14 protein-coding genes are annotated in these 14,616 nt (G+C 66.7%); 7 read left to right on the top strand and 7 right to left on the bottom strand.

What is annotated here, in order from left to right; all coding sequences use genetic code 11:
- Window positions 1-6: 6 nt before the first annotated feature.
- Window positions 7-1,182, bottom strand: coding sequence for a ferrochelatase (hemH, locus tag ACXMDY_RS04945; RefSeq protein WP_259701293.1), 1,176 nt, complete (start codon window positions 1,180-1,182; stop codon window positions 7-9).
- Between the two features lie 104 nt (window positions 1,183-1,286).
- Here hemH and ACXMDY_RS04940 point away from each other — a divergent pair, with 104 nt between their 5' ends.
- The 5 genes from ACXMDY_RS04940 (at window position 1,287) to ACXMDY_RS04920 (ending at window position 5,763) form a co-directional block, all read left to right on the top strand.
- Window positions 1,287-2,489, top strand: coding sequence for a site-specific integrase (locus ACXMDY_RS04940; protein ID WP_399241638.1), 1,203 nt, complete (start codon window positions 1,287-1,289; stop codon window positions 2,487-2,489).
- 82 nt (window positions 2,490-2,571) lie between these two features.
- On the top strand, window positions 2,572-3,270 hold the full coding sequence (gene cobO, locus ACXMDY_RS04935) for a cob(I)yrinic acid a,c-diamide adenosyltransferase (protein ID WP_259701294.1): 699 nt from the start codon (window positions 2,572-2,574) through the stop codon (window positions 3,268-3,270).
- 53 nt (window positions 3,271-3,323) lie between these two features.
- Window positions 3,324-4,037 (top strand): UMP kinase, encoded by a 714-nt coding sequence (gene pyrH, locus ACXMDY_RS04930; protein WP_259701295.1) that lies wholly within the window; start codon window positions 3,324-3,326, stop codon window positions 4,035-4,037.
- A gap of 29 nt (window positions 4,038-4,066) precedes the next feature.
- Entirely contained in the window at window positions 4,067-4,606 is a 540-nt protein-coding gene (frr, locus tag ACXMDY_RS04925; RefSeq protein WP_259701296.1) for a ribosome recycling factor, read from the top strand.
- The gene (locus ACXMDY_RS04920; RefSeq protein ID WP_259701297.1) at window positions 4,603-5,763 is read left to right on the top strand and encodes an NAD(P)/FAD-dependent oxidoreductase; all 1,161 of its coding nucleotides are present in this window, start codon (window positions 4,603-4,605) and stop codon (window positions 5,761-5,763) included. The genes frr and ACXMDY_RS04920 overlap by 4 nt, the downstream gene beginning before the upstream one ends.
- Here the strand turns inward: ACXMDY_RS04920 and ACXMDY_RS04915 are convergent.
- The 5 genes from ACXMDY_RS04915 to ACXMDY_RS04895 form a co-directional block, all read right to left on the bottom strand.
- Window positions 5,753-6,130, bottom strand: coding sequence for a cyclic nucleotide-binding domain-containing protein (locus tag ACXMDY_RS04915; protein WP_259701298.1), 378 nt, complete (start codon window positions 6,128-6,130; stop codon window positions 5,753-5,755). The genes ACXMDY_RS04920 and ACXMDY_RS04915 overlap by 11 nt on opposite strands.
- 57 nt (window positions 6,131-6,187) lie before the next feature.
- A complete protein-coding gene (locus ACXMDY_RS04910; RefSeq protein ID WP_259701299.1) occupies window positions 6,188-7,366 on the bottom strand; it encodes a transaldolase in 1,179 nt (392 codons plus the stop codon).
- A 65-nt stretch (window positions 7,367-7,431) separates the two neighbouring features.
- Window positions 7,432-9,132: a peptidoglycan D,D-transpeptidase FtsI family protein gene (locus tag ACXMDY_RS04905; RefSeq protein WP_259701330.1), complete on the bottom strand. Its 1,701-nt coding sequence runs from the start codon at window positions 9,130-9,132 to the stop codon at window positions 7,432-7,434.
- Window positions 9,133-9,268: 136 nt separating this feature from the next.
- Entirely contained in the window at window positions 9,269-9,655 is a 387-nt protein-coding gene (locus tag ACXMDY_RS04900) for a hypothetical protein (protein ID WP_259701300.1), read from the bottom strand.
- A gap of 142 nt (window positions 9,656-9,797) precedes the next feature.
- Window positions 9,798-11,204, bottom strand: coding sequence for a CPBP family intramembrane glutamic endopeptidase (locus ACXMDY_RS04895; protein WP_259701301.1), 1,407 nt, complete (start codon window positions 11,202-11,204; stop codon window positions 9,798-9,800).
- Window positions 11,205-11,234: 30 nt separating this feature from the next.
- On the opposite strand from ACXMDY_RS04895, the gene ACXMDY_RS04890 reads away from it, so the two are divergent.
- Window positions 11,235-12,578, top strand: a complete 1,344-nt coding sequence (locus tag ACXMDY_RS04890) for a histidine phosphatase family protein (protein ID WP_259701302.1) — start codon at window positions 11,235-11,237, stop codon at window positions 12,576-12,578.
- Complete coding sequence (locus ACXMDY_RS04885; RefSeq protein ID WP_259701303.1) at window positions 12,578-13,846, top strand: amidohydrolase family protein; 1,269 nt, start codon at window positions 12,578-12,580, stop codon at window positions 13,844-13,846. Before ACXMDY_RS04890 ends, ACXMDY_RS04885 begins: the two co-directional genes overlap by 1 nt.
- Here ACXMDY_RS04885 and lepB read toward each other — a convergent pair.
- Window positions 13,785-14,567, bottom strand: coding sequence for a signal peptidase I (gene lepB, locus ACXMDY_RS04880; protein WP_259701304.1), 783 nt, complete (start codon window positions 14,565-14,567; stop codon window positions 13,785-13,787). The two genes, ACXMDY_RS04885 and lepB, sit on opposite strands and share 62 nt — an antisense overlap.
- Between the last annotated feature and the right edge of the window lie 49 nt (window positions 14,568-14,616).

Below are 14,616 nucleotides of genomic sequence, written 5' to 3'. Positions count from 1 at the left end.
CTCGCTTTAGAGCAGGCCCAGGGCATGCAGGGGACCTTTGCCACTGATCAACTCCAGCAGGAAAGCAGAAAATCCCAGCATTGCCAGCCGGCCATTCCAGACCTCGGAGCTGTTGTTCCAGCCCCAGACCCATTTCTCCTGGGGATAGAGCTTGACCTTGGTGGGCAGGGTGGCGGCCTGGTCGAGGTTGACCTCCGGACCGGCCAGAGCGATCTCAACGAGGTCGGCGAGGCCGCGGATGAAGGTGGGATAGGTGTCGAGGGCGGGCACCCGGCGGAAGGTGGTGATACCGGCTTCGGTGGCGATTTCCCGGTATTCGATGTCGATTTCCTCCAGGGTTTCGATGTGCTCGCTCACGAAGCTGATCGGGATCACCACCAGCTGCTTCACCCCCTCCGCACCGAGGCGCACCAGGGCCTCATCGGTGTAGGGCTTGAGCCATTCCACCGGTCCGACCCGGCTCTGGTACGCGAGGGTGTGGGGGTTGGGATGGCCGAGCTCCTGCTCCAGTTCGGCCATCACCAGCGCGGCCGAAGCCTCGATGTGCTGCTGATAGGGATCGCCGGCTTCCTCCACGTAGCTCTTGGGCACACCGTGGGCACTGAAGAAGACGTGGGCGCTGGCCGGATCCCCGCAGGCGCGGATCTCGGTGGCGGCCAGCTCGGCCATCGCCTTGACATAGCCGGGATGGTCGTACCAGCTGCGGATGCAGCGGATCGGCAGGCGGCTGAAGGCCGGATCGGCCTGGCGCAGCCGCTGCAGTTCACGAAAACTCGAGCCGCTGGTGCTGATCGAGAAATGGGGATAGAGAGGCAGCACCACCACCTCATCGACGGCATCGGCCTTGATCGCGGCGACGGCGGATTCCGTGAATGGATGCCAGTAGCGCATCGCCACATAGGTGGTGGCATTCACATGGCGCAGACGGAGCTCGCTCTGCAGCTCGCGGGCCTGCTGCTCGGTGATCCGCCGCAATGGTGAACCGCCGCCGATGGAGCGGTAGGCCTCCTGCGACTTGCTGCTCCGCAGGGTGCTGATCAGCCAGGCCAACGGTTTCTGGAGAAGCGGAATCGGCAGCCGGATGATCTCGGGGTCCGAGAACAGATTGAACAGAAATGGACCGACATCCTCGATCCGCTCGGGTCCGCCGAGGTTCATCAGCACCACGCCGACCCTGGCCATGCCCGATCTTTCCGTTGTTAAGGCCGAGCGTAACGCTGTCACCAGACCCCCTGGCCGCTCGAGGCTTCGATCGATAAGGTCGGCCCAACCCGGACGATCGGTTGGTGGTGGAGGGCTGGGGAGCAAAGGGGTTGGACCCGGCGGCGGCCATCGATGCGGAGTTGCAGCGGCAGAATGGCCTGCTGGGCGCCAGCGGGGTGTCGCTGCGACTTGAGCGCCGCGGTCAGCGGCTCGGCCTGCGGGGGCCGCTGCCCTGCCGGCGCGGTGGTGGTGGCTTCCCGGTGCAGCGGATCAGCCTTGGACTGTGTGCCAGTGAGGGTGGCCTGCGCGAGGCGCAGCGGGCTCTGCGCCGACTCCAGCAGCAGCTTCAGCACCAACGCTTTGACTGGCGGGACTGGGCTGTCGGGCAGGAGCGCTCCCCGGCAGCGGCCGCTGATCCCAGCCGCGTCGCTGAGGGTGTGCTGGAGCAGTTCAAGGCCGGCTTCTTCGCCGACCCGCGCCGGCGGCGCAACCCTGCCGGCTGTCGATCCACCTGGCTGGGTGCCTACCTCCCCTACCTCAGACGGCTGCTGGCGCTGGCGGCAAGCCGCCAGCGGAACCTCGATGCGGAGCTGTTTCTCGAGGTGCTCGAGGGTTACCCGGCCGCCAGCCGCAGCCGTCAGCAGTGCGGCACCGCCCTGGCCGCCCTGGCCCGGCAGCTGGGCCTCCGCCTGGCTCCGGACTGGGCGGAGCGGGCCGGTGGCTATGGGCTGCACCAGGCCCAGTTCCGCCAGCTGCCGAGCGACGCCGCGGTGCAGGATCTGGTGGAGCGCATTCCCAACCCCCGCTGGCGGTTGGCCTACGGGCTGATGGCCACCTACGGACTGCGGAACCACGAAGTGTTCTTCACGGATCTTTCCAGCCTTGCTCCCGGCGGTGATCGGGTCCTGCGGGTGCTTCCCACCAGCAAGACGGGCGAGCATCAGGTCTGGCCGTTTCAGCCGGAGTGGGTGGAGCACTTCGAGCTGCCGAAGCTGGCCGAATCCAGTGCGGCTCTGCCATCGGTCTGCACCGACCTGCGCCGTACCACCCTCCAGCAGGTGGGTCGCCGGGTGGCGGAGCAGTTCCGGCGCTACGACCTGCCGATCACCCCCTACGACCTGCGCCACGCCTGGGCGGTGCGGACCATCCACATCGGTCTGCCGGACACGGTGGCAGCCCGGATGATGGGCCACTCCGTCACGATCCACACCCGCACCTACCACCACTGGATCACCCGCCGCGACCAGCAGCAGGCGGTGGATGCGGCCCTGGCCCGGCGGCGATAGGCACGGGCCGCCCTGGGGGCCGCTCCACCGGTTCGTGCGGAGGGTCGGTCAAAGTGCATCAGCAGTCGGTTCCGAAGTCCGCATGGTTGAACCTGATCCCATTGCCCCGGCCGCCGACCAGTCGGCGTCGCTCGACCAGCGTGCCGCCGAGCTGGGTCCGGGCGGCGTGCTTGCGCCGGAGCCAGATGCGGCGGGCTATCGGCGCCGCATGGAGCGCCGCCGGGAGGTGCAGCAACAACGGGTCGGCGAGCGCAATCTCGAAAAGGGCCTGGTGCTGGTGTTCACCGGCGAGGGCAAGGGCAAGACGACAGCGGCCCTGGGCCTGGTGCTGCGCACGCTCGGCCACGACGAGCGCGTGGCGGTGGTGCAGTTCATCAAGGGGGGCTGGCAACCCGGCGAGGCCAGGGCGCTCCAGGTGTTCGGCGAAGCCCTGCAATGGCATGCCCTCGGTGAGGGTTTCACCTGGGAGACCCAGGACCGGGAGCGGGACCGCCAGCTGGTCCAGCAGGCCTGGTTGCAGTCTCTGCTCTACCTGGCCGATGCCAGCTTCAAGCTGGTGGTTCTCGATGAGGTGAACGTGGCCATCAAGCTGGGCTACCTGGAGCTTGACCAGCTTCTGGAGGGGCTGGACCGTCGTCCACCCCTCACCCATGTGGCCCTGACCGGACGGGGTGCGCCCGGCGCGCTGGTCGAGCGGGCCGACCTGGTCACCGAGATGCGCCTGCTGCGCCATCCGTTCCGCGAGCAGGGGGTCAAGGCCCAGGCCGGGATCGAATATTGAGCCCTTGCGGTTGCTACTGTTCGCCCGTTTGCATGAGCTGAGCGCTCGATCAGATGGCTTACAGGCGTGTCCTTCTCAAGCTCAGCGGCGAGGCGCTGATGGGTGAGCAGGGCTACGGCATCGATCCGGCGATCGTCAAGTCGATCGCCAACGACGTGGCCGAGGTGGTGGCCACCGGCACCCAGCTGGCCATCGTCGTGGGCGGAGGCAACATCTTCAGGGGACTCAAGGGCTCGGCGGCCGGTATGGAACGCGCCACGGCCGATTACGTCGGCATGCTGGCGACGGTGATGAATGCCATCACCCTTCAGGACGCCCTTGAGCGCTATGGGGTGCCGACCCGCGTCCAGACCGCCATCGACATGCAGGAGCTCGCCGAGCCCTACATCCGTCGCCGCGCCATCCGCCACCTCGAGAAAGGCCGGGTGGTGGTGTTCGGGGCGGGCTGCGGCAACCCGTTCTTCACCACCGACACCGCAGCGGCCTTGCGTGCTGCGGAAATCAATGCCGATGTGGTGTTCAAGGCCACCAAGGTGGATGGGGTCTACGACCGGGATCCAGCCCGCTATCCCGATGCCGTTCGCTACTCCACCCTGACCTTCCAGGATGTGCTCAGCGGCGAGCTGGCCGTGATGGACAGCACCGCGATCGCTCTCTGCAAGGACAACGCCATTCCGATCCTGGTCTTCGACCTGTTCGGACCGGGCAACATCGGCAAGGCGGTGGCCGGTGAAGCGATCGGCACCAGCATCACTCCCGCCGGCTGACCCCGGCGCTCACCACCCCCCTTCCCGCCATGGACATCGAAGCCAGCATGCGCAAGTCGGTGGAATCCACCCAGCGCACCTTCAACACGATCCGCACGGGCCGCGCCAATCCATCCCTGCTCGACAAACTTTCAGTGGATTACTACGGAGCGGAAACCCCGCTCCGTTCCCTGGCCACCCTCTCCACGCCCGACTCCCAGACGATTCAGATCCAGCCGTTCGACCGCGGCTCGATGGCCCTGATCGAAAAGGCCATCGCCATGAGCGACCTCGGACTCACCCCCAACAACGACGGCAAGGTGATCCGCATCAACATCCCACCGCTCACCGAAGACCGGCGCAAGGAGTTCTGCAAACTGGCCTCCCGCTATGCCGAGGAGGGGAAGGTGTCGCTCCGCAACATTCGCCGCGACGCGATCGACCAGGTCAAGAAGCAGGAGAAGGAAGGCGAGCTCTCCGAAGATCAGAGCCGGGATGCCCAGGAGGCTGTCCAGAAGCTCACCGATCGCTTCATCGCTGAACTGGAGAAGCATCTCGCCGAAAAGGAAGTCGACATCCTCAAGGTTTGAGCGTCCCGGTCCTGGCTGAGGCCGGTGCGGGTCGCTTCGATGCCGATGTGATCGTTGTCGGTGCCGGGGTCGCCGGTGCGGCAGCGGCCTACCACCTGGCCGCCAGGGGGCACCGGGTCAAGCTGGTGGAGGCCCGACGGTTGCCCCGCGCCAAGCCCTGTGGTGGTGGCATGGCGGCATCGGTGCAGCGCCTCTTTCCCTTCGACCTCTCCCCCGCCGTTGATCAGGTGATCACCCAGGTGCGGTTCACCTGGTGCCTGGAAGACCCTGTGCTGGCCGATCTTCCGGGTGAGGCTCCCTTCTGGATCGTGCAGCGCACCCGCTTCGACATGTTCCTCGCGGATCAGGCCGTGCAGGCCGGAGCCGATCTGCTGGATGGCTCCCCGGTGAGCGGCCTGCGCGATTGCGGTGATCACTGGCGGGTGGAACTGAAGAACGGCCCAGCGCTGCTGACCAGGGCTGTGGTGGTCGCCGACGGGGCACGCTCCCGGTTCAATGTTCCGCTTGGGCTCGGTTCCCCCAGGCCGCGCTATGCCGCCGCCCTTGCCGTGGAGGTGGAGGGGGCTGTGCCGGATCCCGGCACCGCCCGGTTCGAGTTCGGCCTGGTCCGCCATGGCTTCTGCTGGGCCTTTCCCCGGCAGGGTGGCCTGAGTATCGGGGTCGGCACCTTTCTGGGCCGTGAACTGAACGATGCCGACACCGTGCTGGCCGAGCTGCTGCCAAGCCTGGGACTGCCTGCCGATGCCGGTGTCCGCAGCCACTGGCCCCTGCGGGTCTGGGACGGCCACCACCGGCTGCACGGCGACGGTGTGGTGGTGGTTGGGGATGCCGCCTCGCTGTGTGATCCGTTCCTGGCCGAGGGGCTGCGTCCTGCCCTGCTCAGCGGCACCAGAGCCGCTGAGGCCCTGGACCGATGGCTGGCCGGCAACAAAGGGGCCCTGGCGGACTACAGCGAGGTGATGCGGCTGGAATGGGGCCAGTCGATGGCCTGGGGGAGGCGGATCGCCCAGGTGTTCTACCGCCTGCCCCGGGTGGGCTATCAGCTCGGGATCAAACGGGCGACGGCCCCCCAGCGGATCGCCCAGATCCTCTCCGGTGAAATGGGCTACGGCGACATCGCCCAACGGGTGATCCGCCGCCTGCTCTTCAGCGCTTGAGGCAGTCCTTCAGTTTGCGCAGCCGTTCGTCAATCGATCCGAGCAACTCAACGGCGAACATCGGGGATTCCTGCACGGCGAACAGGAATTTCTCCCGATTCATCACCAGGATGCGGCTGGCAGTGAGTGCCTTGGCCTCGCCGAAACGGCGATGGTCGGCCGTGACCAGGGCGCCGGCACCGAAGACATCCCCGGCCTGGATCTCCTCGGAGCCGGCGTGATTGTTCCAGCTGAGCTCGATGGTGCCCTCCAGGACCCCGAACATGCAGTCACCCGAATCGCCGGCACCGAAGACGAATTCACCGGCCTCGAAATGACGGACCTCACCTTCATTGGCAAGGGCGCGCATGGTGTCGAGAGCATTCATGGGCAAGGGAAGAGCGATGCAACTTCTCCATCCTGATGCTCGGAGGTTAAGCGCTGGTTAGTTGGCCGCTGCCGAGAGTGCCAGCGGGGCACCGAGCCCGCCGCGCACGTCCTCGGGAACGAGACGGCCATCGTGGTCGGTGTCCAGCGCGTCGAACACAGCATCGCTCCCCAGCCACTCCTCCCGGGTGATGCAGCCATCTCCGTCAAGGTCGTTGAGCAGGAAGATTTCCTGGGCGGCATGGGCGAAGGCCGCTTCGCCTTCGAGCTCGCCGAGGCGATGGGCCAGTTGGGCTTCCAGGGTTTCGATCGCTTTGCTGAAGCCGCGGATGCCCTCGTCGAGCTTTTCATGGGCCATGCGATCGTCGGCCATGCGCTGCTGGAAGTCGGCGTGGCTCAGGGAGAAGAGGGCTTCACTCGGGCCTGGATCGAACGGGTTGAGGCGCCGGCCCAGCTCACCCTGCCGCTGGCGCAACTGATCGAGAAGTTTGGGGGAGATGGTGAGAAGATCGCAGCCGGCCAGTTCGATGATTTCTTCGAGATTGCGGAAACTGGCGCCCATCACCTCGGTTTTGTAACCATGGGTTTTGTAGTAGTTGAAGATCTGGGTGACTGAGATCACACCTGGATCCTCAGCACCTGGGTAATGATCCCGGCCCGTGTCGTTCTTGTACCAATCGAGGATGCGTCCGACGAATGGGGAAATCAGGGTGACCTTGGCTTCGGCGCAGGCGACGGCCTGGGTGAAACTGAACAGCAGGGTGAGATTGCAGTGGATTCCCTCCAGCTCAAGCTGCTCCGCGGCCTTGATGCCTTCCCAGGTGGAGGCGATCTTGATCAGCACCCGCTCCTTGCCGATACCGGCCTGCTGATAAAGCCCGATCAGCTTGCGGGCCTTGTTGATCGTGGCTTCGGTGTCATAGCTGAGCCTGGCATCCACTTCGGTGGACACTCGCCCCGGCACGATCTTGAGGATCTCCTTGCCGAAGGTGACGCAGATCTCGTCGAGCGCTTCGAGCACCACGACCTCGGCCGGGGCATCGGCGCCGATCACTAGCCTTGAGTCCCGCAGGGAGGTGTCGATCAGATCCTGATAGAGGGGAATCTGGGCTGCCGCCAGAATCAGGGAGGGGTTGGTGGTGGCGTCCTGGGGGGTGAACTGCTTGATTGCCTCCAGCTCACCGGTGTCGGCCACTACCACGGTCATCCCGGCAAGTTGGTCGAGCAGATTGGCCATGGAGCTGGGAACCCAGGAAGATGATCAAGCTAGCCAGGGGTCGTCAAACCGCAGCCTGGGGGTGATCATCCCCGAACGAGCGGTGTGCTTGGCGGCACCTTCTCGATCACCAGCAGGGCCTCGATCAGCTGTTTCGCCACCGGGATCGCCACGGTCGATCCGTAGGCATTGCCCCCCTGGGGCTCATCCACCACCACGAGCACCACGTAGCGGGGGTCTTCGATCGGCAGGGTGGCCACAAAACTGCAGATCCGCGCCCCCGGGATGTACACCCCATTGAGGGCTTTCTGGGCGGTTCCCGTCTTGCCGCCGATGCGGTAGCCAGGCACTTTCACCCCCTTGCCACTGCCCTGTTCCACCACCGTTTCCATCCAGGCCGTCACCTGCCTGGCAACGGCTGGATCCAGCACCTGGAGACCGTTGCTGGGCCCGCCTGACCCGGCCAGTCCATCACCGGAGCGCAGGCCCCGGGTGATGTGAGGACTGACCAGACGGCCGCCATTGGCGAGCATGGCGTGCAGTTGGAGAAGCTTCAGAGGCGTGAGTGAGAACCCCTGACCGAAGGCCGCGGTGGCGGGTTCGATCGGCTGTCCGGTGAACTGCTGGCGGCTCTTGAGCTGGCCGGCGACGGCCCCGGGCAGGTCGGTGTCCGGCACGGTATCGATGCCGATCTTGTGCAGCCACTGCCAGAAATGGCCGGGCTTGACCTTCCGCATCGCCTGCACCATCGCGACGTTGCTCGAAACCTGCAGAATCGTCGGGAAATCGATCAGTCCATTGCCACGCCGATCGTGGTTGAAGATCGGCCAGCCACCGATCATCAGTGACCCGCTGTCATTGACCTTGCCGTCAGCCTGGATGGCCTTCTCCTGAAGGGCGATGGCCAGATTGATCGGTTTGAAGGTGGAGCCGGGCTCGTAGAGGTCCTGCACGGACCACTCCCGGAAGAGGGCGGGGGAGTACTTCCAGAACTGATTGGGGTCGTAGCTGGGGACCGAAGCCAGCGCCAGCATCTCGCCATTGCGCACATCCATCACCAGAGCCGCTCCTCGCTTGGCCTTCCACTGCTTGATCTGGCGCATCAGGGCCTGCTGGGCCACCTGCTGCAACCGGGCATCAAGGGTGAGCTGGAGGCGCAGGTCGTCGGTGTAGAGAACGCCGGCCTTGAGCCCATCGGGCAGGGGTGTTCCATCGGCACCACGCCGCAGCGAGCGGATGCTTTCCTGGCGCCACATCTCCTGATCCCGGCTTTGCTCCAGGCCTGCCTGGGCCACCCGGTCCTGGTTGAGAAAACCCACCACATTGGCGAACAGCTGGCCCTGGGGATAAAGCCGTTGGGGGAATGGCTCCAGGTCAAGGCCGCTGATGCCCAGCTTTCTGATGCGATTGGCGGTTTCAGCGTCCAGGTCGGTGGCCAGTTTGACGCCGCTCTGGCGGCTGCCCATCCTGCGGTTCAGATCGGCGGCCGGCAGTGCCATCAGCTCCGAGAGTTTCTCGGCCACAGCACCGGGGCTGCGCTTGGCGTTCGGGTCATCGCCCGGGAAGTTGAAGTAGCGCGGGTGGGCCCAGAGGGTGTAGTGCTCCTCATCGAGGGCCACGAGCTTGCCCTGGCGATCGACGATCTGGCGGCGCTTGCCGATCGGCTTGACCTGCTGGGTCTGGATCGCCCTGGCCCTGGCCTGCAGCTTGTCCCCCTCCTTCACCTGCAACCAGGCCAGACGCACCCCCAGGCCCGTCAAGCCACTGACAAGAAGGAGGTAGACCATGATCAGCCGAGCGGTCGGGACCGGCTGGAGAGGGACCACCCGTCGCTGGCGTTCGGTGCCCACCGACCCTGAGCGTCGCCCCCTGGCCTGGTGGATCGGGATCGGCCGGGCTGGCGGTGACGGACGTGTCAACACCTCAGTAGCCAGGCCGGATGGATGGCAGGGCTGCTGCCGGTGATCCGGCCAGGGTGGGATCTGGCTGGGCAGGGGACTGCTGGGCCACGCCGGAATCCGGGGAAGGCAGGTAGATCAGTTTCTGGATGTTGGTGGGAACGAGCTGGCCAGGACGCTTCGCCATCGCCAGATGGTGGTGCTCCAGCACGGCGGACGATTCCTGAAACCGATGCTCCAGCAGCTGGGCAGCCTCCAGCCGTTGATAACTCTCTGTCCAGGCGCTCTGCCAGTGGAGAGTGAGGGCTGCCAGTCCCACCATCGTTCCGCCCAGGGCGAGCAGCAGGCCATCCGCCATCCGGTGCAGCCCCGCCAGCACCGGCGCCTGGCGGGCCACCTTGCGGGCCGACATCGATTGCTGAACCAGGGATCCCTGAATCAGCGAAAAGGGGTGCCGACGACCTGAACGTTGTGGCGACGGAGCAGCAACCACCGAATCAAACCAAGCCTTCCCGCAAGTGAACCATGCCCCTGGAGGCTCAGCAAGGCACAAATCAGCTTCCAAGCAAAACAAGATTGCTGAAGGTCAGGCCGTTCCAGAGCGCGTGGAGCCAGATGCTGGCGCTGAGCCGGCCGCTCGCCAGCCGCAGCCAACCGAGGGCAAGCCCCAGGACGAACAAAGGCGCCAGCTCGCTGAGGCTCAGGTGGGCCAGGGCGAAAACGGCGCTGCTGACGACCACGCCCCAGCCCGCGCCGAGCTGCCGAACCAGCACAGGCAGCAGCACACCACGGAAAATGGTCTCCTCGAACAGCGGTGCCAGCACGATCGCTGTGAAGGCGAAACAGAACAGGGCGAGGGGGCTGGTGCTGCGCAACACCAGTTCCAGCAGTGGATTGCTGCCGCCGGGATCGCTCCAGACCAGCTGCTGCAGCCAGCTGGCCAGGCTGACCAGCGGCAGCACGATCAGCAGTCCTTTGAGCCCCTTGCGAAGCGCGCTGCCCACCGGCCGCCAGCGGTATTGCAGCCAACCACCCTCGGGCCGCTGTCCGCCCAGCATCAGGGCCAGGATCGTCAGGGGGGCCGCCATCAGACCGAGGTACAGCAGGAGCACGGAAAGGCCATCGGCGAGCGGCGATTCGATCGCCAGCCCATGCAGCGCTCCGGAGATCAGCGGCGTGATCAGCAAGGGCGTGGCCACTTCGCCCAGGAGGACGAATCCCCCGGCCACCAGCAGGATCACGTCGATCACGCCGAGCGGGGGGCCCAGCAGCGGCGGCGGTTCGGGAACCAGTCCCCGCCAGCGCAGCCAGATCTCCCGCCCGATCAACAGCACTCCCCCCAGCGCCGCCAGGCTGGGCAGGAGGGTGACGCCGATCAACTGGAAAAAGGCCTGCCGTTCCTCCCGGGGCAGGGCACAGGAGGAGCCGCTGCCACCGAGGGCAAGGCAGCTCAGGCGCCGAAGCAGGGGGTCGGAGCCCGGCAGCTCCGGCTGTGGCCGGCCTGGGTCCGTTGATCCAGGCTCCGCCAGCAGCCTGGCGGCCAGGGCAGCGGTGGCCGGATCACCTCCATCCCGGAGCGTTTCCAGCAGGGGTCTGGCCCGGCTGGGCTCGGGGCCGTTCAGCTGCAACAGGGCGCGCAGTGGATCGTTCTCCGGTCTGGACTGCCGCTCGATCTCCTCAAGCAGGGCCGCTTCAGGGTTCTCCCCGATCAGCAGGTCGTGCAGGGAAGGACTCACCTGGGGAGCGGCCAGGGCCGCCAGCTCCAGCTGGCGGATCACCAGATCGTTCCCGACGGAGGGCCTGTCCAGGCTTTCCAGCAGACCGTTGATCCACAGCAACAGGCTCAGGGCCAGGCTGATCAGGGCGAGCGCCACCTTCCACAGTCCGGGCCGCTGCCGATCCACCACTGGTTTCAACCGCCGTTCCCCCACTGTCTCGATTGTGGCCCGAAGCCCTCCCATACGATGGCTTCGCTCTCGGCTTGACGACCCGTGCCCCTCAGGCTCCTTCTGGTCAGGCACGGGCAGAGCAGCTTCAACGTCGAACATCGGGTTCAGGGCCGCGATGATCGCTCCTCCCTGACCGAGCTGGGGCAGCGTCAGGCCACGGCCACCGGCGCTGCCCTCCGCCCCCTCAGCCTCCAGGCGGTCTACAGCTCGCCGCTCCGCCGCGCTGAGCAGACCGCCACGCTGCTGCTGGCCGCCCAGGGCGGTGGTCTGATCGCCACCCTCGACGACGACCTGCTGGAGGTGGATCTCGAGCCGTGGAGCGGCTTGCTCGTCAGTGAGCTGAGGCAGCGCTTCCCGGAACAGCATCGGCTCTGGCGCCAGTCACCCGAGCAGCTGGAGCTGCGCCGTGGTGATGGCAGCGTCTATCGGCCGATCGTCGAGCTGATGGCCCAGGCCCGGCGCTTTCTCGACCGCCTGCTGCAGCGCTTCACCGATCCATCCGTCGACGAGACGGTCACCGTGCTTGTCGTGGCTCACAACGCCATCCTGCGCTGCCTGATCCTCAACCTGCTGTCCTTGCCCGGGGGCGGATTCCAGCGCCTGCGTCTCGACAACGCCTCGCTCTCGGTGTTCAACATCGCCCCTGGCGGCGATGGAGCTGGGGAGGTCCAGATCGAGTCGTTGAACGGCACCGCCCATCTGGGCGAGGGGTTGCCGGCCAAGGGGGCCGGCCCCCGCTTGCTGCTGGTCCGCCATGGCGAAACCGACTGGAACCGGCAGGGACGCTTCCAGGGCCAGATCGACATTCCCCTCAATCCCCAGGGACGCCACCAGGCCGAAGCGGCCGGTCGCTGCCTGACGAGCGAGCCGATCCAGCGGGCCTACACCAGCTCCATGGCCCGCCCCCGCCAGACCGCCGAGCTGATCCTTGCCAATCGGGCCGGCATTCCGCTCACCAGCCTGCGGGGCTTGGTGGAAATCGGCCATGGCCTCTGGGAGGGTGAACTCGAGGAAGCGATCGCCCGGGGCTGGCCGGAGTTGCTTGCCGCCTGGAAGCGCGCCCCTGACACCGTTCAGATGCCCGAGGGTGAAAATCTCCAGGAGGTCTGGGATCGCTCGATCAGCTCGATTCGGACGATCGCTGGGAGCCTGGCTGATTCCGAGTCGGCCCTGGTGGTGGCCCATGACGCCGTCAACAAAACGATTCTGTGTGCTCTGCTCGGCCTCAGCCCCGCCGACATCTGGATGGTGAAGCAGGGCAATGGCGGGGTCAGCGTGATCGACTTTCCAGCCGATCCGGCCCACTCAGCTCCGGTGGTGACCTGCCTGAATCTCACCGCCCATCTGGGTGGAGTGCTCGATCGCACCGCCGCTGGCGCCCTCTGATGACGACCTGCTTCCTTGAGCAGGTCCAGTACCTGGAAGGGCCCGACCTGGCCCTGCGCCACGAGGATGTGCTGATCGAGCAAGGGCGGCTGGCTGCGATCGGTCCTCAGGCCGTGGCCCGCGCCGAGATCCTCGGGCTCACCCCCTGGCCGGCCGCCCGGTGGTTGCTGGCTCCGGCCCTTGTGGATCCGCACAGCGTGTTGGAGCAGCCGGCTGGCTCCGTCGCCGAGACCCTCGAGAGCCTGGTGCGCGCGGCGGCGGCGGCGGGATACGGCACGGTGGCGCTGCTGCCCAGGGGGCGCAGCTGGCGGGACCAGCCGGAACACCTGCTGCTTGCCGCGAGGCCGCCGTTCCAGTTGCCCCTCTGGGCCGGCTTCAGTCTGGGGGGTGCTGGCCTCGAGCTGGCGCCCCATGCCGATCTGATCGCGGCGGGTGCGATCGGTCTGGCGGAGGATGACACCCTGCCCCCCCTGCCCCTGCTGGAGCGGGGGCTGCGCCTCGGCGAAGCCGCCGGTCGGCCGGTTCTGCTCGCTCCCAGGGATGCGGCGCTCAGCCGTGGTGGCTTCGTGCGTGAAGGGGTGGAAGCGTTGCGGGTGGGCTGGCCGCTGGATCCCCCACTCAGCGAAACCCTGCCGCTGCAGAGCATCCTTGCCCTGGACCAGGAGCTGCCGGCAGCGGAGATCAGGCTTGCCCAGCTCTCCACCGCAGCGGGGGTGACGTTACTGCGCTCCCATCCCAGGTCATTGCCCGCCAGCGTCTGCTGGTGGCATCTGGTCGCCGACAGCGGCCGACTCGATCCGGTCGCCGAAGGCTGGCGGGTCGTCCCCGCCCTGGGGGGACCGGATGATCGCCGCTCTCTGCTCGCCGCCCTCGCTGATGGCGTGCTGAGCGCTGTGGCCGTGCAGCATGTGCCGCTGGACGCGGAGGAGTGCCTGCTGCCGATTGATCAGCGCCGTCCGGGGCTGGCAGGCCATGGCTTCGTGTTGCCGGCGCTCTGGCAGGAGCTGGTGCTGGGAGCCGGCTGGAGCATTCCGGCTCTGTGGCAGGTGCTGTGCTGGGGGCCGGCTCGATTCCTTGGTCTGGCCGCCGAAACCCTCCAGCCCGGCAGCGAACACTGGATCCTGTTCGATCCGGAGCGCAGGTGGGAGCCGGGCTCCGATGCTTTCGGCTCAAGGGCCGCCAATCAGCCCTACGCCGGCTGCAGCCTCACGGGCCAGGTGCTGGCGTCGGGACTGCTGCCGGAGCTTTGGCGGGGGGGGGAACCCTGAGCTGGTCGGCATCGGCGAGCGTGCCGAGGCGATCCAGGGGCCAGAACCGGTAAAAGGCTCGACCGATGATTTCGTCCTGGGGCAGAAAGGGGCTACCGGGCCAGAAGCGACCGTCCCAGCTGTTGGCGCGGTTGTCGCCGAGGGCCAGGACATGGCCGGCCGGCACCACGGTGTTGAGGGTGCGGCAGGGGCCCACCCCCTGCCTGTCGACCGGGCAGAGGTTGGTCACGTAGGGCTCATTCAGCCGTTGGCCATTGATCCAGGCCTGGCCACGGGGATTGACCACGACTCGATCGCCCGGGACCGCCACCACCCGCTTGATGTAGGCATCACAGGCGGGGGATTGAATTCCCGGAATCGATCCCAGCAAAGGCAGATTGACCACCAGGCAACGCAGGGGTCCGGCCTGGTGATCGGCCCGCAGGGCAGGATCAAAGTGGAAGGGGGAATGGAACACGACGATCTCCCCCCTTCGCGGGCTGCGGCTGCGGTAGCTGATCTTCTCCACCAGCAGCCTGTCCTGGATCTGCAGCCCCGGAAGCATCGAGCCGGAGGGTATGAACCGCGCCTCGATCAGGAAGTGACGAATGCCAAGGGCCACCGCCAGGGTGAGCAGAACACTGCGCCAGAAAGCCCAGGCGCTTTCCTGGGGCGGTTTGGGATCTGCGTCCGTTGTCGACGGCGGCTCCAGGTTGGCTGACGGGACGTCCTCGGCGGTCAAAGCACCTGTTGTGGCATGGGGATTCTGGGCGTCAGCCGCGGCTGCCGTT

It is taken from the genome of Cyanobium sp. ULC082, from assembly GCF_977927535.1.
The sequence above is the reverse complement of the archived record's forward strand: the minus strand, read 5'-3'. Positions and strand labels throughout refer to the sequence as shown.